Origin of the sequence: Thermococcus sp. (assembly GCF_015523185.1) — an archaeon.
In the GTDB taxonomy this organism is placed as follows: Archaea; Methanobacteriota_B; Thermococci; order Thermococcales; family Thermococcaceae; genus Thermococcus.
Genome location: NZ_WAKV01000046.1, coordinates 1 through 21,784 on the forward strand (window position 1 = coordinate 1; position 21,784 = coordinate 21,784).

Genomic DNA, 21,784 nt, shown 5'->3' on the forward strand with positions numbered 1-21,784 from the left:
CCGTGGGCGTCTCCTCACCGCTCAGAGGAGGTGCTTTCTCGTCATCGTCCTACTCCATGTCCTCAACGTAGAGGAAGAGGCACTTAAGGTATTCGGTGTCCTTCGAGGCCATGAGAATCGGGTGGTCGGGAGCCTGAGTCCTATATGGCTCGAGCATCTTGAGGAACTTCCCTGCCTTGGCCCCCGCGGCGATTACCATGTCCTTGAAGGCCTGCATGTCAACGTGCTGGGAGCAGGAGCACGTAACCAGGATTCCACCCTCCTTGACGAGCTTCAAACCGGCGTAGTTGACGTTGAAGTAGGCCCTGAGTCCCCGCTGGAGGTCCTTCTCGTGCTGGACGAAGGCCGGTGGGTCCAGGATTACGATATCGAACTTCTCGCCCTTTCTGAGGAGTTCCTCCATGACTGGAAAGGCCGAACCTACTATGAACTTCATCCTGTCTTCCACGCCGTTGAGCTTGGCGTTCTCCTTGGCGGTTTCTATGGCCCTGGGGGACTTGTCAACGGCAACTACTTCCTCAGCCCCGGCAACGGCGGCGTGGATTGCAAAGCCACCCGTGTAGGTAAAGACGTCGAGAACCCTCATACCGGGCCTGACATACTTCTCAAGGGCCATTCTATTCTCCCTCTGGTCGAGGAAAAAGCCGGTTTTCTGGCCACGCATGTCGACGATGAACTTGGCCCTGCCCTCCTCTATTATCGTCCTGTACTTCTCCTTTCCAAGGAGGACGCGCTCTATCTCGGGCAAACCTTCCCTTCTTCTTGAGCGCCCAGTGTTCTTCTCAAAAACGGTCTCGATTTCGGGCTCAACTTCCATTATCGCCTCGGCCAAATCGAGCTTAAAGCGCTCCATTCCAATGCTCGAAATCTGGAGCGATGCAATCTCGTTGAAGCGGTCGACTATGAGGCCCGGAAGGTAATCAGCTTCTCCGTAGACCATTCTATAAGCTTTATCGTAGCCGAGCACCTTCTTCCTGTACTCGTTGGCCTTCCTAATCCTTTCGCGGAATAGCTCCTTCGTTATAGGCGTTTCCCTGTCCTTGATGAGCAGGCGGACCATTATGTTTGAGTTCGGATTAACGAAACCCCTCCCAAGGAACTTGCCCCCGCGAGTGTAGACCTCAACGATGTCACCGGGTTCAAAGTCGCCCTCGGTTCTCACCACACCCTTCTTGAAGACTATCATCGCGCCCTTTCCGATGGCCCTCGCGGCCTGAGCGTCAACTATAACCCTCGCCATTCTCACCACCGGAGTCGCTACGCAAAGGGGTTTAAAAAACCGGCGATAGTTATTTAACCCCCAGAGGTCTATATTAGACCGGTGGTTTCTATGCACTTCGAGGTTATAAAGGAGTTCTTGGAAGAGATTGGCGCCGACTGGATAGAGCTCGACGGCGAAATCCACCTCGAGCCAAAGGTCTTCTACGAGGTCTGGCGCTACGTCGGCCAGCCGGAGCTTAAAACCTACGTCGTTGAGGATGAAGTCGTTGAGCCCGGCTCTTATGACCCGCCTGAGATGAAGTACACCGACGTTAAAAAGGTCAAGGTCAAGAAGGTCTACTTTGAGACCCTCGACGGAAAGAGGATAGTGACAGACTATTCCGAGTTCCAGAAGATTGTGAAGGAGAAATCCTGACTAGCGGAGTAGCAGGGGAACCATCAAAGCTCCCATGCAGTTCGTTCTTTTTACTCCTATAAGGGGGGCAAGATAGCCGACTATTGACGAAGCAATGAGCGCGAGAACCCCAAGAAGGCCATCAAAGGCCAAGGCGAGGAAAATGAGAAAAGCCAAGACAGCACCATTGACAACCCTGTAGTTCACACGGGAGATTGCATCGACAAAGAGGCCCGCGAGAAACTCACCGTAAACAAGAACCGAGAGACCAACGAAGAGTGCCACGAGCAGAAAACCGGGGAGAGCTTTAACACCTATAGGTTTCATCATGGCAACGATTCCGTTTCTCATTCTTCCAGTTTCGAGGAAGTTGAGGAAGGCAAAGAGGAAGTTGGAGGTATTCACGGAGTAAACCACTGTCAAAAACGAACGCTCGTCCTTTGAAATGAAAGAGCCAAGGAGGGCCGCCTGAGAGGCAGTAAAGGCCGGAAGGAGAGAGGCCAGCATTCCGAAGAGCGTCCCGAGAAAGGAAAACAGGATGAGTCTTGAATGTCTTATTCTGAGTTCAGAATCTCCCGGCTCAACGCCAGACACATCTGAGAAAAGTGAAGAAACAATCACGGGGACTCCAAACAGGCCCGTGAAGAGGGCATAAAAAGGTTCTTTCAGATTCAGCGAGAGGATTAGCAGGCCGAGACTTCCAGAGAGGAGGAGTATAAAGAAGGTACCAAGCCGTTTTGCTCCACGTTCGGTAAACACGAGGAGGAAAATAAGAAAAACGACGGTTATTTTTCCAATCTCCGGCCTGTAGTAGGGTGCCAGGAGAAGATACATGGGAATCAGCGGAAGGAAGAAGAGCACCGCCAGAAAGCTTGAAAGGATTGCTATCCTAACTACTTCCATACCCCTTCCGGCTATAACGAGCCTGTGGGACGGCAAAATTCCCAGCGCGGTTCCCTCATCGGGAACGCCGAGAAACGTCGAGGGTAAAGCGTCGAGGAAAGTGTGCGTTAGTCCCATAGCAAAGAGCACGACGGAACCCAAGCCGAAGTTCCTCAGCATAGAGGCTAAGGTGTTCACGTGGATTCCGGGGGTTATTCCGGTTAAAGTTCCGAGTAAAAGGCCTAGCAGTGTCTCTCGGAGCATATATCGTCACCTGAACTAACTTTAAAGGCCGGTCTTCCCCTATAGGTCGTGAAAAACCCGTAGGCTGTAACATTCTCGTTTTTCACAATGGACACCCCAAGCCTTGAAGGGAGCTTTAGGAGAATGGAACAGCTCCCGTTCGTGACGTTAGCAATCCCAAAGCCGTTCTTATAGACCCTAACCCACGCCACTCTTCCCGAGATTCTGGCGAATTTGCCCTCTTCAAAGGAGCAGATTGAATTATGCAGTTCCTCCCGGGGCCTTAAAATGGTGCAGTTAAGACAGAGCAAACTCGACTTTCTCCTGAGGGCGTTGAACTTTACGGTGTCCCCCACCCTGGCTGAGAATCCGTAAAGCTTCAGCGATGTGCAGTTCATCCTGAGATAGCGGGAGGTCCTCCAAGTAACGAGGCATTCTCCGGTTGCTATCTCTCCAACTCCGGCCGAGTTAAGGGGTTTTTCCTCAGGGTAACCGAGAATTTGGATTTCTTCATTGGAGTCAACGTAGAGGGTAATCGTTGAATAAAGCCTGACGATGCCGAGAACTCTAACTTTCTGACCGGGCTTTAAGGAGAGACCATGGGGCAGGTAAACGCGAAAAGCTTCGCTTCCGTTCCAGAGCGTTGCTGGGTTTCCGCCGTAGAGAACAACACCTTCGAGGCGGTATGGCATGCCGTTCATGGGCTCCTCAGGATAACCGAGTTTCGTAACTTTAAGGGGATAAAACTTTGAACCATATCTCAGGCCCTCAACTATCACGATAACCCCCTCGGATATGTTCAGAGGATACGCGAGGCGAATACTACCCGGAGTCAGGAGCTGGGGGTAGTAGCTTACCCAGTAGGCACCTTCAACCCGTTCGAGAGGAAAGGTTGCGTTTGCCGGGACTATCGAGGAAGCGTCAATCCACAGGCCCCCCTTGGTCTTCCTCAGTCTGCCCTCCACCCGATAGACGTTGCCGAACTCTAAATGCTCCCTAACGGCAAGACTAACTGAACCGTTGTACAGGACGGAAAAAGAATCCGAGGAGTAAACGCAAAGACCCGTGAAGGAATCGGTTTCAGGGGAGTAACGACTAAGGGCGAGGGAAACGAAGAGGAGAGAGGACAGTAAGACTACTGTCAATGTTTTTCTCGACACCATTGCTTGAAGTAAAAAGAAAGGACTTAAAAAAATTTCGATTGCTAATAAATTTCTCCGCTCGGGTAGACGACTATGCCCTCCTCGGTTATCTCGAAGGGATACTTCTTCATCGAGTGCCTTGTTTCGCGCATCTTCCTGATTAGGAGGTAGCGCTTGAGCTCGACTTCCCTCTCTATGAAGTCCAAGAGGATAACGCCTCTGGAAATGTACTCCTCAACACCATACCTACTGATTTTGCCCCTGCTAGGGTCAGGAGCTTCTGTGGTAAGGATTGAAGTAACGCCCATCTCAAGAAGGATAGTGTTGAGCTGAAGGAGCATCTCCCTGATTTCTTCCTCCTTCTTGAGGCGGAAGGCTATGGAAGGAATCGAGTCTATAACGAGCCTTTTAGCGTTGATTGCCTTAACGACGCGGTAAACGTACCTAAGGAAGTCCTCAGCGTTGAGGTTGCCCTCGAGAACGTACTGCTCCTCGGAGGGAAGTCCAACGACCGCACTAACACCGTCAACTATGGCTATCTTCCCCTCCTTCTCATACCGCTCTATGTCCCAACCAAAAGTCCTCATTTCCCTTCTCAAATCCTGTGCCCTCTCCTCAAGGGTGACTATCACTCCGGGCTCATTGTATAACTCCACTCCCTTGTAAACGAACTGAACTGCGAATGTCGTCTTACCGCTTCCGGTAGGACCGGTTACGAGAACCGTAGTTCCCTCTGGGAATCCTCCCTCAACGAGGTCGTCAAAACCGGGAATCCCGGTCTTGACCCTGCGAACTTGCCACACCTCTCTGGTCATACGAATCACCGTGATGGCTATTGGGACAACTTCTTAATTCATCAGCTATAGCTAAATTGACTGTTTATGGATATAAAACTTTTGGAAGATAGGGGAACTAAAATCATCTTTGATGGAAGATTTACAATAATGCGCCATCAATCCCACTGGGTCGTTGAACGGAAACGTTTTATTGAAAAAAGCAAAGTGTTGACGGTGGAACCATGCTTGACCCCTTCGGGAGAGAGGCCCAGGAACTCATACGGCGCGAGTTCGGTGACCTTCTAGTCCTCCTTGAGAAAATACCGGGCAGTGTGAGCCTCGGGGAGGCGCTGTCCCTCGTCAGGTGGATGCTGGAATCAAAGGAACCCCCGGAAGAGCTCCTGACCGTTGACTCCCTCGATGAACTCATGGATTTGTTCCGGTTCTACGCCCTCCTCGGTGCCCTGGCATTTTCCCCTTACGGCCTCGAAGTCGAGTTCGTGAGGGAGGCAACTTCAAAACTCTACCGCGCGAGGATAGAGAGGAAGCGCTCCCTTGAAGAAAGCCTTCTGAAGGTCAAACCTGCTGAAGGAATTCCAGAAAGGGACAGGAAAATACTGGAGAGGGCCATGGACAGGAGCCTTCCCGAGGAAGAGAGGGAGAAACTCAGGCTCAAATACAGAATACCCCTGAGCGAGTTTATCGGTTTGTGGGAAGGCTCCCTGAAGGATGTTTACATTAGGGGTGGCTATGCCTACCTCCGCTGGAACGACGTTTTAAAACTCTGGGAGATGGCCTTCGAGAGGCGTTTTGACAGGGCTGTAAGCCTTTTATCTGACGTTAGAGATGAGTTGCCAGAGTTCTACGAGAGACTCGCGGAGGAGCTCGAAAAACTAGCCGGGGAGTACTTCAAGGAGAGGCTTGAAAAACTCGGCAAAGTCGGAGCCAAACCTCTTCGCTTTGAACTCTTCCCGCCCTGCGTCAAGGAGGCATTGAAAGGAGTTCCAGCCGGAATGAGGAACTATGCTATAACTGTTCTTCTAACGAGCTTCCTGAGCTATGCGCGCCTCTGCCCGAACCCACCTAGAAAGGACGTCAGGATTAAGGACTGCGTGAGCGATTTGAGGGTTGTTGAGGAGGAGATACTCCCCGTCATCATAGAGGCAGGAAACCGATGTAAGCCGCCTCTTTTCGAGGATCAGCCCCACGAGATAAAGAACATCTGGTACCACCTCGGGTTCGGCTTGACCGATAAACCAACCCTGGAGGACAGCGGGAATTCGACATGGTACTTTCCGCCGAACTGCGACAAGATAAGGGCCAATGCACCCCAGCTGTGCAAACCGGACAAGCACTGCCGTGGAATTAAAAACCCGCTGACGTACTATCTGAGAAGACTCGCAAGGGAAGAGAAAAGTGGAGAAAACCAAGGGGGAGACAACGGTGGCTGAACTCCTGAGAGAGGTTAGTAGGGAGGAGAGGGAGCTCTACTATCGAACCGAATGGAAAGCGGAGAGAATACCTGACTTCATACTGGAGAGCCTTGAGAGGCGCGAGTTCGGCTTCGACCATACCGGGGAGGGACCAAGCGACAGGAAGAACGTATTCACCGACGTAAGGGACCTGGAGGACTACGTTAAAGCCACTTCACCCTACGCGATATACACCTCCGTTGCGCTCTACAGGGAGCCCGCCGAGATGGAGGGCTGGCTCGGGGCGGAGCTTGTCTTTGATATAGACGCGAAGGACCTGCCTTTAAGGAGATGCCTCAACAGGCATCCGAGCGGTCAGGTCTGTCCGCTCTGCCTTGAAGATGCGAAGGAACTCGCGAGGGACACGCTGATAGTCCTAAAGGAGGACCTCGGGTTTGAAAATGTCCACGTTGTCTATTCCGGCAGGGGCTACCACATCAGGGTTCTCGACAAGTGGGCACTGAAACTGGACGCAAAGGCTCGCGAGAGGATTCTTGCCTACATCAGCGCCTCGGAGGAGGTGACCTACGAGGACGTTATGAGCAGGAGGATTATGCTCTCCTCGGGTTACTTCAGGGTCTTTAGGCTTCGCTTCGGTTACTTCATAAGTCGCGCCAACGAAAACCACCTAGTAAACGCTGGAATAAAGAGGAGCATTGCAAGGAAGATACTGAACGAAGAGAGCAGGGAAAAAATCGTAAGGAGCTTCGTGGAGAAGGGTCTGCTCGCGGCATTCCCCAGTGGCGTGGGATACAAAACCCTCATAAGGCTCTTCTCGATATCGGGCACATTCTCAAAGGCCTACTTCGACGGGCGCGTTACCGTGGACGTTAAAAGAATCCTTCGCCTCCCCTCGAGCCTGCACTCAAAGGTAGGGCTCATCGCCACATACATCGGTCCCGATGAGAGAAAGCTTGAGAAATTCAACCCCTTCAACGATGCAGTTCCAGAGTTCAGGAAGGAGGAAGTGAGGGAAGCCTACGAGGAGTGGGAGAGCTCGCAATGAAACCGAGGGGAAAAGTTAAGATAGCGGTTGCAATGCTAATATGGGGAAGCGTTGGCATATTCGGCAGGTTCTCCGGACTTTCCGGGTTAGGAGTCGCTTTCTTCAGGGTCTCTCTCGGGGCACTCGCAATGCTTCTTATATTAGCAGTCAGGAGAAAGCTTGGAAAAACCCTCAGAGCCTTTAGGCCAAACGTTCTGCCTTTAGTGGCGCTCGGGACGGCTTTGGCCTTGAACTGGGTTTTCCTCTTTACGGCCTTCAACTACACGACGATAGCGAACGCGGTTTTGGTTTACTACACCGCTCCTGTTTTAGCGACGCTCATTTCGTGGCGCTTTCTCGGGGAGAGGCTCAACAAGAGAAACGTGATAAGCCTGGGAACTGCCTTCTTGGGCCTCCTCCTCATAGCGTCTTCCCAGAGGGTTAGCCTCTCAGATAGGGACTTCATCGGGGTGGTGTTTGCTTTTCTGGGGGCAATATTCTACGCCCTGATTCCGAACATTGGAAGGTTCCTTCGCGAGGTTAATGGTGAAAGCCTGACATTCCTCCAGCTCGCGATAGCCACCCTAGTCTTATCGCCTTTCATGGCTGTGGAAAAAGCCGGAAATCCAGTATGGTGGGCAATTGGGGTTCTCGTATTAGTCCACACAGTTCTTGCCCTCTACCTCTACATGGACGGGCTCAAAGTGGTAGAAGTGAAAGATGCATCCCTGCTGAGTTATCTGGACCCTCTGAGCGCTATTTTATACGCGTTTCTGGTCTTTGGAGAGGTGCCCGGGTTGAGAACTGTAGTGGGAGGCGCGCTAATACTTCTAGCTTCCGCTTTGGACGTTTTGAGAAGGTGAGGCAAGGGGGTCGTAGCCCGCCTTCTGTATTAAGGGGGCATTCGACTGAGCGGCCTACCACGGGGCTCGCACCGGGAACTCATCGCCCCCTCCTCGGCCTTGCACCCCGCGGGACGGCCGTTTCACCGCATCCCCCGGGATTGTCTGCGGGTTAGCTCGGTGCCCGTCGCCGGGCCCTTCTCCGCTTTCATCCACATCCCCCGGGGGCCGTGTCGTTTCTGCGCCGTTGCCCTCCCTCTCGGGAGGTGCCTTACGGCACCGCGGCCCCGGTGCGGTGGGCGGAACTTCCTCGGGAGGACCCCGAGGGCCCCCGACCCCCTCGCCAAAAAAGAGTATAGAAGGAGGAATAAAAAGGTTTGGTTCACCTTTTCTTGGGTAATGAGTCCCTCTCCTGGAACTTCGGGGGCTTCGGTCTCTTGAACCTGCCAAGGGGTGACTGACGTTTCGGGCCCTTTCTGGTTCTCCGTTCCTTTGGACGGTTCTGGTAGTAGAGAAGGATTGTAAGAGCTATGAGGAACAGTCCCACAACGGGCCACCAGGAGAAGCCGCCGCTTGCGTTTTCGGTTGTGGTTGTCATGTTCAAAGAAGTAGTAGTTGGGGTCTCGGTCTCTGTAGGTGAAGGCTTAGGCTTAGGTGCAGGAACCCAGAGACTACCTTCTTTAACACTCGTCCTGCCGAGGGCATTCAGCTTGAAGGAGTAGGTAACGTTTGTCCCCGTTGGAACAGTGAACGTGAAGGAAAGCCCCTTTTTGCCCGGAGGAATCGTAACGTCGAGGACATCAGAATAGAGGGAAGTCCCGTTGGCCAGAACCCTGTATTCAAGCGTCCCGCTAACTGTCTGGGGAGTCGGGTTGAGGAGCAACACTCTGAGCTCAAGGGTTGAGTTGATTAACTTCGAACCCAGTGAGGCTATAGAGGGTGGGGCATAGACTGTATAACTAACCGTTTCGTTTCCCGCGGAGCGACCATGCACGGAGAGACTTATAACCGTCGAAACTTTACCGGGTTTGGAAGTGGAGAGGAAAATAGAAACAACATCAGTCCCGGGTGAAAGCTCTAAAGTCCTCGTGCTCGTCGAGAAGATTTCGCTTCCATTCAAGAGAGAAACCCAGGAGAGAGTTGCACTAACCTTTCTCTCAGAAATTACAGTAACGTATGCCACGAGGGTGTCGTTAAGCAAAGCACTCTCTTTCTCGACAGAGACACCGACGAGTCTAACTCCCAACGATACCGTCAGTTTTTTTGTGTAGACGTAACTCTGGTCACCATAAGAAAGGCGATAAACGAGCGTATAGTTGCCTTCTGGATAGCCCCACTTAACCGGAAGGGAAAGCTTTATCAGGGTATCCCCCGGAGGAACGGTGACGTTTTTAGAAACAACGGAATACTCTTTTCCATTATTCCTAAGCGCCGAAAAAACCCCGACGGTGACATTGAAGTGTCCGATGTTAACAATGTGGGAATAGACTGTAACGTTCTCCCCGAGAAAAACGTTCGGGACGTCGCCTCTCCCGGGAACGTAGTAGTAGGCACTCGTAAACGTCAGGGGAGATGCAAGGACTTCAACGGGAACCTTGGCCTTCAGTATGTAGACTTCTCCAGAGTAAGTCGCTATAAAGCGGAGGTAGAGAGTATAATTACCCGGTAGAACGTTTTTCGCAACGGTCAAATTGTATTCAACAACCTTAGACTGACCCCTTCCCCAGCTGGGGAAAACCTTTGGAAACATGGTGAAATTGAATCCATCAACACGGTTTCCTTGGGAATCTTCAACCCAGAACGTCTGAAAACTAACAACGGAATAAACAACACCTGCATTGTTGGTGAGTGTTAGAGTTCCTTCACTGTAATCACCGGGCACAACCGTTATAGAGCCGGTAACCGAGATTGTCCCAAACTGGGCACTTGCAAAGGGAAGGAACATCAAGGTTAGCATGAGGACAATAAGCAAAGCTCTCTTCACAATCACCACCCAGAATAATAGGGGGTTTTTGAATTTAAATTTACCCTATGATGGCGAGGTATAGAAGAACCCCTCCTGAGATAGCTATGGAAACCGAGAACAGGATGTAAAGACGATAGAGTCGCAGTCCCGAAAAGTGCTCCCTGGCAACGAGCCCTATCGCAAACAGCATTATCCCGTAGAGGATAGCAAAAGCCCCCAATGCAAGGAGCTTGTTAACCCTGAGGAGTACTAGGAGCCCGAAGACGGCACCCGCAAGGACCGTCACGTGGGGCACCGTAAAGGCGAGGTAGTTTAGGAAGACCCTCCTGTCATCCATGTCCATCACTCCGATATGAAGGCATAGGTTGTCGTCGTCGGTAACTCGCGCCTGACCTTTGGGAGGAGATACCTCGGGTAGAGCCTCTCCTGTGGTTCATCAAGGGGGTCGTAGGAGTCAATCAACTTGTCTATGACCTTGACCGCGGCCCTTCCTCTAACACGGAAATAACCCCTGAAGTCACTCACTATTTCGAGGACTATGGGTATTAGGAGCTTTTCTTCGTCGCCGGGGTCTATAAGGGCTCTAATTTTCTCCAGCTCGGACCTCCTGAAGGAGTGACTACTGCCATCCCTGAGCCGAACAAAAGGTTCCTTCTGTCCGAGGAGCTGTGCCAGCGTTGGCCGCCTTACCGGGAGGTGGTTGTTTATGCGGTAGATTTCCTTTATGAGGGCGTTTTCTATGTTCATACGGGTGTCAATTCGAATTACTGAACATAAACATTATTCTACATTTTTTTGTTAATATCCAGTGAAATAACTTAAAGAATAGACCTGCTTATGGCAAAACGATAAAGCCCCCACACCCGTTTTCGTCATGTTTTCAAAAATTCAAGGGAAAGAGTTAATTAGGAGTGTTTGTTCAGCACTTAGCAGAGATAATTAAACAAATAAACAAAAAGGTGAGGAAAAAATGAACGAAAGTGCAAAGCCTGTCGGAATTGAGACGAAAGGCCCGAGATTCCTTCAGCTCATATTCGTGGACATAAACGGCGTTCCTAAGGGGATGGAGGTTCCCATAGGACGGTACGAAGAAGCCGTGGAGGATGGAATATCCTTCGATGGCTCCTCAATTCCGGGTTTCCAGGGCATAGAGGACAGCGACCTCATCTTCAAGGCCGACCCGAGCACCTACGCCGAGGTCCCATGGGAAGGAATAGCAAGGGTTTATGGCTACATTTACAAGGACGAAAAACCTTACAAGGCTGACCCGAGGGGAGTACTGAAGAGCACGATTGAAAAGCTCGAGAAGGAGGGCTTCAAGGCCTACATCGGGCCCGAGCCGGAGTTCTACCTCTTCAAAAAGAACGGAACCTGGGAGCTCCACATACCCGACAGCGGCGGCTACTTCGACCTGGTAACCCTCGACAAGGCGAGGGAGCTGAGAAGGGAGATAGCGCTCTACATGCCCTCATTTGGCCTCGTTCCTGAGGTTCTCCACCACGAGGTCGGCAGGGCCCAGCACGAGATTGACTTCCGCTATGACGAGGCCCTAAAAACTGCAGACAACATCGTGAGCTTCAAATACATCGTCAAAGCCATAGCCGAGATGAGGGGGTTCTACGCGACGTTCATGCCAAAACCCCTCTACGGATTTCCGGGCAACGGAATGCACCTGCACATAAGCCTCTGGAAGGACGGAGAGAACGCTTTCATCGGTGAGGACGGGCTTAGCGAAACTGCTTTGCACTTCATAGCCGGAATCCTCAAGCACGCGAAAGCCCTAACGGCACTCACCAACCCCACCGTGAACAGCTACAAGCGCCTCGTTCCAGGTTACGAGGCCCCGGTTTATGTGAGCTGGGGCTACAGGAACAGGAGTGCGCTCATCCGCGTTCCTGCTTTCTGGGGCAAGGGTGCGAGAATAGAGTACCGCTGTCCGGACCCGAGTGCAAACCCGTATCTTGCATTTTCGGCCATACTCCTAGCCGGACTCGACGGAATCAAAAGGAAGCTCGAGCCGGAGGCATACGTCGAAACTAACGTCTACGAGATGAGCGAGGAGGATAGGAGCAAAGCCGGCATTGAGACCCTTCCTGGAAGCCTCAGGGAAGCTCTGGAAGAGCTCAAGAGGGATAAGGTCGTCAGGGAAGCCCTTGGCGAGGCCTACGAGAACTTCATCAAATATAAGGAGAAGGAGTGGAGCGAATACGTTGCCTACCTGGAATCGAAGGAGCTCCCCATTGAAACGAAGAAGGTCACGGAGTGGGAACTCGAAAGGTATTTCTACGTTTGACTCTTTTCTTCTCTTACATGAACTAGTATTGAGGCCCCTATTATGAGGACCCCTCCAAGGAGCTGGAGCGGTGTTAGCTCCTCCCCGAAGAGGACATAGGCAAGAACTATGGCAACCACCGGCTCAATCGTTGCCACTATACTTGCCCTGCTGACCTCTACCTCCTTGAGGGCATGGTTGTAGAGGGTATAACCGAGGAACGTTGGAAAGAAAGCGAGGCCCAAAACGTAAGGGACGGCACCGGAAGGTATCGAGAACTTTGAAAAGGGAACCAAAAAGAGCAGACCAAAGAACAGGGTCATGAAGAGCACCCTCTCTGGTCTCTCGTTTCTGACACCGAACTTAGCCAGAACACCATATAGAGAGTAGGTAAAGCCCGTTGCTATTCCCGTCAGAATGGCGACTTTGTTCACGTTGAAGTCCACGTTGCCAGCCACGAGGAGAACACCAACGAGAACCATCGCCAGGGCTATTGCCTTCTCGGTGGTTATCAGCTCTTTGAAAATCAACCTGCCGAGGATTACCGAAAAAGCAGGGGCAGTGTAAACGAGGAGCACCGCAAAACCAACTGAAGAAATCTTCACAGTGTAGAAATAGAGGGTATAGAAGGCGAACACACCAACGAGGCCGTAAATTGCATAGAATATTAGATTCTCGCGCGTAAACGGACTCTCGCGGAGGAAGATTGAGATATAGGTTCCCAGAATCATGAGGGCAAAAAGGACACGCCAGAAGACCATAGTGAAGGAATCAACGCCATAGCGGTATATATACGTTGCAAAGATTCCAAGGGTTCCCCACATTGAGGCAGAGAGAAAAATGAGAATGTAGCCACGCTTCATTCGCCCACCTCAAAAGCTGGGCCCTAGCGGTAGTCGTCTTTTATGCTCGCTCCTCTTTACAAGGGTTTCAACGTACTCGACCCTTTCGATTGGAACTCCGAGTTCCTCCGCTATTCTCTCCGTTGGCATTTTCAAATCAACGAGCCTCCATAGGATTTCGTCGAGGAGACGGTAGCTTATTCCCAGCTCGTCCTCGTCGGTCTGGCCCTCCCAGAGGCCTGCCGTTGGTTTCTTCTCGATTATCCTCTCTGGAACGCCGAGAAGCTTCGCTACCTCCCAGACCTCGGTCTTGTATAGGTTTATAAGAGGTGCGTAATCGCTCGCGCCGTCACCCCACTTGGTAAAGTAGCCAGTCAGGAACTCGCTCCTATTACTGGTTCCGAGGACGAGGTAGTTTTTGGCGTTGGCATGGGCGTAGAGCAGGACCATCCTCGTTCTGGCCATTATATTACCGAGACTCCTCTTATCGGGCTGGAAGCCGAGCTGGGTTACGAAGGAATCAACGATGGGCTTTATGTTTATCTCCCTGCACTCGATTCCGAGGGAAGAGCAGACAAGCTTGGCATCTTCAACGTCCCTGTTCTGATAGTAGGGCATTATTAGGCCGAGAACGCGCTCCTTTCCAAGGGCCCTGACGGCAAGGTAAGATGTTGTAGCGCTGTCAATTCCCCCGCTTATACCAACCACGACACCGTCGGCCCTGGTCTCGTCCACTTTCTCCCGTATAAAGTCCGTAATTATATTAACTACGGTGTCAAAGTCCAGCGCCCTCATTTTCTCCTCCTCCCTTTGAGAGCGTGGGCGTAACCAACCCACAGGAAAACTGTTCCTGCAAAGGCAAGGATTGCCGCTGGTATTGCCAAGTCAGAGTAGGGGTAGCTTATCGCCTTGGCCCTGTAGGTGTATGTGACGGTGCCGTTAATAACCCTTACTTCCGGTCTGTCAGTGGGGATGAATGTAGCATTTCCTGTCAGGTTGTAAACGCCGGTAAAATTACCCCAAGAGAGCTCAATCGTTGCGTTTTTCGAATGGAGGAAGAGAGTTCTGTTGTAGTAGAAGTACCTGTTCTCAAAAGTGCTGTTTCCAAGAGTATGGTTTCCGGGTTCCAGAACACCGCTCGAGCTGTAGGAGGGATGGCCCACATGAAAGACCGCAACGGCCGAGAGAATCATTGCTAGGAACACCATGATGAACCCTGACAGCACAAGTTTTGAGTTCAGAATTGCTTGCAGAATACCACGCATCGGCATCACCAAGAAAAAAGAAAGGAATCAGAACTTGCCAACGAGGTGGCACTCTGCGAAGTGGTTGTGCTCGTACTCGATAAGCTTTGGCTGTTCAACGTCACAAAGACCCTTCTTGGCGTAGATACACCTCGGGTGGAACCTACAGCCGGGCGGGATGTTTACTGCACTGGGAACTTCACCCTTAATCGGGAGCTCCTTGATGACGTTTCTGCGCTCTGGCTTCGGCTCGGGAACAGCCGCCAAGAGGGCCCTCGTGTATGGATGGAGCGGGTTGTCAATGACCTTTTCAGCAGGCCCAATCTCGACAATTCTACCGAGATACATGACGGCAATCCAGTCGGCGAAGTATCTGGCAGTCGAGAGGTCGTGGGTAATGTAGAGGTAGGTAACTCCCATCTTGTCCTTGAGGCTCTTCATAAGCTCAAGGATTTCGGCACGGATTGAAACGTCAAGCATCGAAACTGGCTCGTCCGCTACGATAAACGTCGGGTTAAGGATGAGGGCTCTGGCTATTGCAACACGCTGTCTCTGACCACCGCTGAGCTGGTGCGGGAACCTGCCGACATAGTCCTCGGGCGGGATAATCTTGACCATCTCAAGGGCCTTGTAGATGAGCTCCTCACGCTCGGCCCTCGTTTCACCGATGCCGTGGATGAGGAGGGGTTCCTCAAGAACGTCGAAGATTCTGAAACGCGGATTGAGCGACGCAAAGGGATCTTGGAATATCATCTGAACCCTTCTTCTGTAAGCTAGGAGCTCCTCCTTGGTCTTAATCTCGGTGACGTCCTCACCCTCCAGGTAAATCTTACCGTCCGTTGGCTCAAGGAGCTTAACGATGAGCCTTCCAGTAGTGGACTTACCACAGCCACTCTCACCGACGAGGGCAAAGACCTGCTGCTTGTAGATATCAAAGCTGACACCGTCAACGGCATGGACGAAGCGCTGGGGCTCACCACGAAGGGCCGCCATGAGACCTCTCTTGATGGGGAAGTATTTTTTGAGATTCTCAACCTTGAGTATCGGCTCGGCCATCTTTCACACCTCACAGCAGCCAGCATGCGGCATAATGGTCCTTATCAATCTCCTTCAGCTCGGGCTCCTGCTCCTTACAAACGTCCATTGCATAGGGACATCTCGGGTGGAAGCGGCATCCCTTCGGCGGGTTAATGAGGTTGGGTGGCTGTCCGGGAATGAACTCCAGCCTTTCAACGTCTTCGTGAAGCCTTGGAATGGCCGCGAGCAGTTTCTGGGTATACGGGTGGGCCGGCTCGTAGTAAATCTTTTCGCTGTCGCCTATCTCAACTATCTTTCCTGCATACATAATTGCAACCTTGTCACTAATCTCGGCCAGAATGCTGAGGTCGTGGGTGATGAATATCATCGAGAGGTTGAGTTCCTTCTTGAGCCTCTTCATGAGGTTGATGATTTGTGCCTGAACGATAACGTCAAGGGCAGTAGTAGGCTCGTCGGCTATAACCACGCTCGGTTCCATAAGGAGGGCCATGGCTATGACAACACGCTGTTTCATACCACCGCTAAGCTCGTGGGGATAACGGTAGACTATCTCCGGGTCGAGACCAACGAGTTCAAGATACTTCTGGGCCCTGTCAAGGGCCTCCTCCTTGCTCATGTCCTTATGATAAATCAGGGGCTCAATCATCTGATAACCTATCGTGTAAACGGGGTTGAGGGCATTCATTGCACCCTGGAATATCATTGAAATCTTCTGCCAGCGAATTTCCTTCCTTAGGACGTCCTCCGGGAGGCCAACGATTTCCCTGCCATCAATCTTGATGCTACCATCAACTATCTTACCAGGTGGTGTTGGCATGCCTAAAAGGGTAAAACCGAGGGAGGACTTGCCACATCCACTTTCTCCGGCAAGTCCCAGCACCTCTCCCTTCTTCAGGTCAAAGCTGATGTTATCAACAGCCTTGACGACACCCTTGCTGGTGAAGTAATACATCTTGAGGTTCCTAACTTCGAGGACATTCTTGGTCATCTAAACCACCTCACGCGCGCTTGAGCCTCGGGTTGAGCACGGTATCGAGTGAGACACCAATCAGGACGAATATCAGTCCGACGAAGGCTATTGCAAGTCCCGGCGGGATAACCTGCCACCAGTAGCCGTTAAGGGTAGCACCGTTGGCATTGGCGTTGTTGAGCATCTGACCCCATGTAATCATGTTGTTGCTGGTCAATCCAAGGAAGCTAAGTCCTGCCTCACTGAGGATAGCACCCGGGACGCTGAGGGCTATGCTCGCGAAGGCGTAGGGAAGCAACTGTGGGACGATGTGCTTGAATACTATCCTACCGGTGCTTGCACCGAGCGCTCTAGCGGCCTCAATGTACGTCTGCTCCTTAATCTGAAGTGCCATACTCCTGGCAACCTTTGTTGTCCCCATCCATCCAAAGAGCACTAGGATGAAGACGAGCTGTTTGAGGTTTATCCTTCCACCGAAGTACAGTGAGAGCAGGATGAGCATCGGGAGCACCGGCAGTGTCATCATGAACTCGGTGAACCTCTGTATTGCCTCATCTGCCCAGCCACCGAGGTAGGCGCTCGTAACTCCAATGAGGATACCTATCACAACCGAACTTACTGAAACCGCAAGTCCTATAGCGAGGGCAACACGAATACCCCAGAGGAGACCAACGGCTATTGGCCTGCCGTACTGGTCGGTTCCAAGGAGGCCATAGGTTCTACCGACCATAGCAACCTTGAAGTTCGTGAAATCAACATGAATGTTGTTCGGAGCCTTGATGACCACCGTGAACTTGTAGGGCCCCTGTAGGGACTCGGGCGAGTTGATTATCTGATTGAGTGTCTTGAGCTTTCCGTTGTCGGTAATCTTTCCAAAGACGACCTTCATGGGGTCCATAGACTGGAAGTAGCCGTAGAGGGTTGAGTTCATCTGAATCTGCTGGGTAAGATACATGAGCTTCATATCAAGCGGAAGGTTGTCTGGAACGTTTATAGGAAGCTTAAACACGCCGTTCTTATAGAGCCAGTAAAAGATAAGGCTCTTCGCCTCCTGACTGTAAGCAATCTGAATGACACCGTTTGAGGGAAGCTGGGTGTTGTAAAGGAGTACAAAGGAGTTGTACTTGAGGCCATTCTCGGGGGGCCTATCAACGTATAGCGTAACAAGTGGGTTGTCCTGAGGTCTCGTTGCCGTCGAGTTCAAACCGGTTATAACAATGTCCTTGGGGGGCACGTCATATTTCATATTATACGTGAACGTCAGCTTGTAAATTGTGTAGCTACCGTTCTGAACCTTGGTAAGGTGCATGTTGTCTATCGTGTATTCAGCTTGAGGAGCCTTGGTCTCGCTGGAGAAGTAGTTCTCCCAAGAGGGAGGCGCGTTCTTGGGATTGGTAATCCAAGCCTGTCCAGTCTGCCACTCTTTGGGTATATTTGGGCTTGTAATGTACGGAGCGGCAATTGCGAGGACTATAAGTATGATTAGGAACGTCAAACCAAACATTCCACTCTTCTGGTGTTTGAACTCGTCCCAGAACCTCTTAACGCTGTCTTTGAAATCTACCCATCTCATTCACATCACCTCACGAGCGGGCGGCGGCACCAATCCTAACTCTCGGGTCAAGGTACGCGTACAGTATGTCCGCGAGAACCATCGAGAGAACTGTGAGTATTGCGAACATGTAGTTCAGAGCCATCATTGTCTTAACGGCGTTGAGCTGGAGCGCCTCGTAGTAGAGACGTCCCATCCCCGGCCAGTTAAAGACGACCTCGGTGATTATCGCACCACCAAGTGAACCAATAATGCCGAAGATGACCATGGTGATAATCGGCGGAGCTGCAGCCCTAAGGGCGTGACCATAGATAATTTTATTCTCGGGAACACCCTTGGCCCTCGCTACCATGATAAAGTCTTCCTGCATTGTTCCAATCATGATGTTTCTTGTCGTCCAGGCCCAGCCGCCGAATGACACCAGCACTATTGTGAGCACAGGTAGGCTCATCTTTTTAAGGATGTTAGCCCACCCAGAAACTTCAACCTGGGAGTACAGGGTTATTGGAAGCCATCCAAGGTAAACGACGAAGATGAGTATCATGAGCATTCCAACCCACCACATCGGGAGGCTTGAGGCTATCATAGCGAGTATGGATATAGTCCTGTCAAGGAGGCTTCCCGGACGGCGTGCACTCTTCAGACCCAGCGAGAGACCGATGAGAATAATCAGTATCTCCGATGTCGTGAACAGTAGAACCGTCCTTGCGAGGGCAGTTTTTATCTGGTCTGCAATGACCGTGGTCCCAAAGACCTTCTGGAACGATTGTCCCCAATGGAACGTGAACGTATTTATTGCATACTCCCACGTTCTCTTCCAGTATGGCTGGTCGAGGTGGTAGTATTTGATTCTCGTCTGCCTGTACTGCTCAATCAGCTCCTTGGAAGGCGGAACGTGGTGGGTCTGGGTATAGCTCCTGACCCACATCTGAACCTCTTCATTAACCTGAGCATTCAGTTGTATTGTTGCAAGCTTTGTAAATAAAGCCGACATCAACAGAACTGCCAAGAACAGGATTATCACCGCGTTTATAAGACGGTATGCCACGTACTTTCCAAAGCTCATCCCCATTCTATCCCCTCCAGCAGCGATACTACTGGTCCTCTATGAAGTCAACTTTTACGTGCCAGTTAAAGTTTAAATAGTTTTCCCCAAAACGGGCACAAATGTACACATTTTGAACACGAGAACAGGCATGTCCATCAGAGGGGAACATAGAAAAAGAGAGGAAGGAAGTCACTTCCTCCTCCTGAGGAGGAGTGGGAGCACTGCAAGGCCGACTATGAAGGCCGGACCACAGATTCCTCCGCCACTCTTGGTGGTAGTTGAGCTCGGAGTGCTCGTCGGGGTGCTGCTAGTGGTCTGGCTGGTAGTTGTGGTCTTGCTTGTCGTGGTGGTCTGGCTGGTGGTGGTCGGTGTTCCAGTCTCAGCGGGCATCAGAGACCTCGCTGAAATCCATCCACCGACACCGCTTATCGGGTCAACGAATCCAACCTTTACCTTCTTGTTGAGGAGGAAGAAGTTCCAGGTTTCTGCGGTGTAGATGCGCGGGGCGTTGAGGATGTGGGTACCATACGCGAGTTTGAAGAGGTCCCAGAACTGGTCAAGGTTCTGTAGCTGAATGGTGTCGTTGTTCGGCCCAGTCCACTTAGCATAGGCAAGGAGGTTGGCGAGGTCGTAACCAGTCCAGTCAAGGAGCGGCTTGAGCTTCTCCGGAGTGTTGTAGTACTTAAGACCGATAGTGCTTATGAACTTGGCGAGGTCGCCGTTTGAGATGTTGTTGACGAGGTCCTGAACGGTCACCGGGTTGTGGTAGTCAGTACCCCAGTTCGGGTCAATGTAGACATCAAACGCCCAGGGATCCCAAGCAATGCTCGCAACGTCCTGAATTCCACTGACAACCCAACCCTCAGTGTAAACGTGCCACTGGAGGGTGTGCGGGTCACTACCGTAAACAGCCTTGCTGGCCTGGCTCCTCTGCCACTGGAGGAGGTCAACCTTAAAGCCAGCCTTCTGGAGAACCTGGGCAACGTACTTGCCCTCCTCAAGCCTCTCGTCCTCAACACGGGCAATAACCTTCACCGTAACCGGCTGACCGTTGAAGTACCAGATGCCGTCTTTCTTCTCAAGCGTGTAACCCTTGGCCTTGAGAGCCTGAGCGGCCTTGTTCATGGCATTGTCAATCATCTTGATAGCATAAGCCTCGTCACCCTGCGGGGTAAGACCGAGGGCCTTGGCAACCATCATGTAATTGCTGTAAGCGTCGACCTGTCCGCTGACTTCTGGGCCGAAGAGTGGGGCACCGCTGCCCTGGAGAATCTGGCTGACAATGTACTGCCTGTTGATAAGCCAGTTCATGGCGTACCTAACACCCCTAAGGGCGAAGGGGTTGAACTTAATCTGTCCGCTTGAGTTGACGAGACCGGTCTGCGGGTCGCCAACGAGGTTGAGGTTGAGGCTCCACCAGACGGCGATGGTCTTAATCGGGTTGAGGTTGTCGCCGTACTCCTGGAGGGCCTTGGCAATCTTGTTGTACGGCCTGGCGTACCAGTAGAGGTCGTACTCGCCCTTAGCGACAGCGAGGATTGCAGTATCATCGTTAAGGCTACCGTAAATGTCAATCTCCTTCCAGTACGGCTGCCACGGCAGTGGCTTCCCGTTAACCTCACCCGGAAAACCAATCCTCTTGTTGTTGGCGACCTTAAGAACGACGGTCATGGCCTTCGGGTCATACTTCTCAACATAGTATGGACCGTCGCTGATAATTGCATTGTCGTACTTGTTAATCCAGTTGATTACACTATCATAACCCCGCTTGGCCATGTCAGTGGTAATTCCAGCCTGCTCCTCGCTGATTCCCCACTTCTGGAGGACGTCCTTGGCGGTTGAGAGCCATATTGGTATGGGTTGGTTGTTCATGAGGTTTTCTGCTTCAGCTTTGAAGTACTTCATCTGGTCTGGGTCAATCATGTCAATCTGGTAACCGTTCTGCGGCTGAGTACTCCAAGAGAAAGCCTTACCATCAACACCCTTCGCAACCATCTCACTCATAACGTTGTAGAGCTGCCACGGAACAGAGGGCTTCTCAATGAAGTTGAGGGCTGTAGCCCACTTGCTGTATGGGACTATGTAGTCCTGGTAAATGGTGTACTCGATGTAGTCGTTGGTGAGCTTGTCAACCTTGAGACCCAGTATGCTCTGGAGAGTTTGTTGGTAGTTGTTGGCCCAGGTCTGGTCATAGTACGTGTCGTTCTTGCCGTTCTGGTAGGCCCACTCCCAGGCCATTGCGTAGTCGAAGAGGTAGTCGGCGAGGGTTATCTTCTGCCCGTCAACCCACTCGCCAAGACCACACTTCCAAGTGACCGCGCTGGTAGCGGTCTTGCCCGCGTAGGGGCTGACCCACTTCTTCTGGGTTCCGTTCCAGATTACTGCATCGTCAGGAACCTGAACGTTGTACTTGACACTAACAAGCTCACAGCGGTAGTTGTGCCTCTGGGCATCCGGACCGAGCACGACAGCTGGGTCACTGAGGAAGTACCAGACGCGGTTTGTGTAAACGTCGGTCATTCCGCTCGGGGACGGGTTAAAGACACCCATGAAGAGACTGCCCTGAGCGGCGAGGTACACGATTTTAAGCTTGTCGCCCATTGGGCTCTGCTGGGCACTCGCTGGCTTGGCAACCAAAAAGACGCTAAACAGCATCAAGCCCATAACAAACAGGCTTAGGGCTTTCCTATTCATACTCCACTGCCTCCTTCACTTTTTGGCAACGTTGCCACATACGGCGTATAATGGCATGAGGCTATACATTCGAGCCCTATTTAAGGGTTACGTTAATGTAAAAGGAACGAAGATGCAATCAAAACAACAGCGGAGATAATGGCGATTAAGGAATGCTCCGTTTATAAACATGACAATGCGATGTAAACCATCCCCCAAAAG

The 21,784-nt window shown here is 51.7% G+C and carries 20 protein-coding genes and 1 other RNA gene; 5 read left to right on the forward strand and 16 right to left on the reverse strand.

Translation table 11 applies throughout. The annotated features are described in order from the left end of the window. Positions 1-49 precede the first annotated feature (49 nt). Complete coding sequence (locus F7B33_RS04875) at positions 50-1,240, reverse strand: class I SAM-dependent rRNA methyltransferase (protein ID WP_297073537.1); 1,191 nt, start codon at positions 1,238-1,240, stop codon at positions 50-52. Between the two features lie 90 nt (positions 1,241-1,330). On the opposite strand from F7B33_RS04875, the gene F7B33_RS04880 reads away from it, so the two are divergent. Then, a complete protein-coding gene (locus F7B33_RS04880) occupies positions 1,331-1,636 on the forward strand; it encodes a DUF5748 family protein (RefSeq protein WP_297066351.1) in 306 nt (101 codons plus the stop codon). On the opposite strand, the gene F7B33_RS04885 is transcribed toward F7B33_RS04880, so the two are convergent. The 3 genes from F7B33_RS04885 to F7B33_RS04895 are packed head-to-tail and all read right to left on the reverse strand — an operon-like array spanning position 1,637 to position 4,697. Next, positions 1,637-2,761, reverse strand: coding sequence for a tripartite tricarboxylate transporter permease (locus tag F7B33_RS04885; protein ID WP_297073491.1), 1,125 nt, complete (start codon positions 2,759-2,761; stop codon positions 1,637-1,639). Further along, entirely contained in the window at positions 2,740-3,903 is a 1,164-nt protein-coding gene (locus tag F7B33_RS04890) for a hypothetical protein (RefSeq protein WP_297073493.1), read from the reverse strand. Before F7B33_RS04890 ends, F7B33_RS04885 begins: the two co-directional genes overlap by 22 nt. A 41-nt stretch (positions 3,904-3,944) precedes the next feature. Then, positions 3,945-4,697, reverse strand: coding sequence for an ATPase domain-containing protein (locus tag F7B33_RS04895; protein WP_297064203.1), 753 nt, complete (start codon positions 4,695-4,697; stop codon positions 3,945-3,947). A 203-nt stretch (positions 4,698-4,900) separates the two neighbouring features. Between F7B33_RS04895 and priL the strand changes: the two genes are divergently transcribed. The 3 genes from priL to F7B33_RS04910 are packed head-to-tail and all read left to right on the forward strand — an operon-like array spanning position 4,901 to position 7,978. Further along, positions 4,901-6,109, forward strand: coding sequence for a DNA primase large subunit PriL (gene priL / locus F7B33_RS04900; RefSeq protein WP_297064200.1), 1,209 nt, complete (start codon positions 4,901-4,903; stop codon positions 6,107-6,109). After that, on the forward strand, positions 6,102-7,136 hold the full coding sequence (priS, locus tag F7B33_RS04905; protein WP_297064197.1) for a DNA primase catalytic subunit PriS: 1,035 nt from the start codon (positions 6,102-6,104) through the stop codon (positions 7,134-7,136). The genes priL and priS overlap by 8 nt, the downstream gene beginning before the upstream one ends. After that, positions 7,118-7,978, forward strand: coding sequence for a DMT family transporter (locus tag F7B33_RS04910; RefSeq protein ID WP_297073496.1), 861 nt, complete (start codon positions 7,118-7,120; stop codon positions 7,976-7,978). Before priS ends, F7B33_RS04910 begins: the two co-directional genes overlap by 19 nt. A 1-nt stretch (position 7,979) precedes the next feature. Here F7B33_RS04910 and rnpB read toward each other — a convergent pair. The 4 genes from rnpB to F7B33_RS04930 form a co-directional block, all read right to left on the reverse strand. Further along, an RNA gene (rnpB, locus tag F7B33_RS04915) (RNase P RNA component) lies at positions 7,980-8,301 on the reverse strand. A gap of 38 nt (positions 8,302-8,339) precedes the next feature. Next, a complete protein-coding gene (locus tag F7B33_RS04920) occupies positions 8,340-9,947 on the reverse strand; it encodes a hypothetical protein (RefSeq protein WP_297073498.1) in 1,608 nt (535 codons plus the stop codon). A gap of 34 nt (positions 9,948-9,981) precedes the next feature. Further along, the gene (locus tag F7B33_RS04925) at positions 9,982-10,266 is read right to left on the reverse strand and encodes a hypothetical protein (protein ID WP_297064189.1); all 285 of its coding nucleotides are present in this window, start codon (positions 10,264-10,266) and stop codon (positions 9,982-9,984) included. Continuing rightward, positions 10,266-10,670: a DUF61 family protein gene (locus F7B33_RS04930; protein WP_297064185.1), complete on the reverse strand. Its 405-nt coding sequence runs from the start codon at positions 10,668-10,670 to the stop codon at positions 10,266-10,268. The genes F7B33_RS04925 and F7B33_RS04930 overlap by 1 nt, the downstream gene beginning before the upstream one ends. Before the next feature lie 223 nt (positions 10,671-10,893). Here F7B33_RS04930 and glnA point away from each other — a divergent pair, with 223 nt between their 5' ends. Beyond that, positions 10,894-12,216 (forward strand): type I glutamate--ammonia ligase, encoded by a 1,323-nt coding sequence (glnA, locus tag F7B33_RS04935; protein ID WP_297064182.1) that lies wholly within the window; start codon positions 10,894-10,896, stop codon positions 12,214-12,216. Here the strand turns inward: glnA and F7B33_RS04940 are convergent. The 8 genes from F7B33_RS04940 to F7B33_RS04975 all read right to left on the reverse strand — a co-directional run bounded on the left by F7B33_RS04940 (position 12,207) and on the right by F7B33_RS04975 (position 21,544). After that, on the reverse strand, positions 12,207-13,058 hold the full coding sequence (locus F7B33_RS04940) for an EamA family transporter (protein ID WP_297064180.1): 852 nt from the start codon (positions 13,056-13,058) through the stop codon (positions 12,207-12,209). The two genes, glnA and F7B33_RS04940, sit on opposite strands and share 10 nt — an antisense overlap. A 9-nt stretch (positions 13,059-13,067) precedes the next feature. Next, a complete protein-coding gene (locus F7B33_RS04945) occupies positions 13,068-13,832 on the reverse strand; it encodes an NAD+ synthase (RefSeq protein ID WP_297064175.1) in 765 nt (254 codons plus the stop codon). Next, positions 13,829-14,302 carry a hypothetical protein gene (locus F7B33_RS04950; RefSeq protein ID WP_297073500.1) on the reverse strand — a complete coding sequence of 158 codons (474 nt, stop codon included), beginning with the start codon at positions 14,300-14,302 and terminating at the stop codon, positions 13,829-13,831. The genes F7B33_RS04945 and F7B33_RS04950 overlap by 4 nt, the downstream gene beginning before the upstream one ends. A 27-nt stretch (positions 14,303-14,329) precedes the next feature. Continuing rightward, on the reverse strand, positions 14,330-15,337 hold the full coding sequence (locus F7B33_RS04955) for an ABC transporter ATP-binding protein (protein ID WP_297073502.1): 1,008 nt from the start codon (positions 15,335-15,337) through the stop codon (positions 14,330-14,332). A gap of 10 nt (positions 15,338-15,347) precedes the next feature. Next, positions 15,348-16,307 (reverse strand): ABC transporter ATP-binding protein, encoded by a 960-nt coding sequence (locus F7B33_RS04960; RefSeq protein WP_297064167.1) that lies wholly within the window; start codon positions 16,305-16,307, stop codon positions 15,348-15,350. A gap of 10 nt (positions 16,308-16,317) precedes the next feature. Then, on the reverse strand, positions 16,318-17,862 hold the full coding sequence (locus tag F7B33_RS04965) for an ABC transporter permease (RefSeq protein WP_297073504.1): 1,545 nt from the start codon (positions 17,860-17,862) through the stop codon (positions 16,318-16,320). 10 nt (positions 17,863-17,872) lie between these two features. Further along, entirely contained in the window at positions 17,873-18,913 is a 1,041-nt protein-coding gene (locus F7B33_RS04970) for an ABC transporter permease (protein WP_366927518.1), read from the reverse strand. A 165-nt stretch (positions 18,914-19,078) separates the two neighbouring features. Further along, positions 19,079-21,544, reverse strand: coding sequence for an ABC transporter substrate-binding protein (locus F7B33_RS04975; protein ID WP_297073506.1), 2,466 nt, complete (start codon positions 21,542-21,544; stop codon positions 19,079-19,081). Positions 21,545-21,784: the final 240 nt, after the last annotated feature.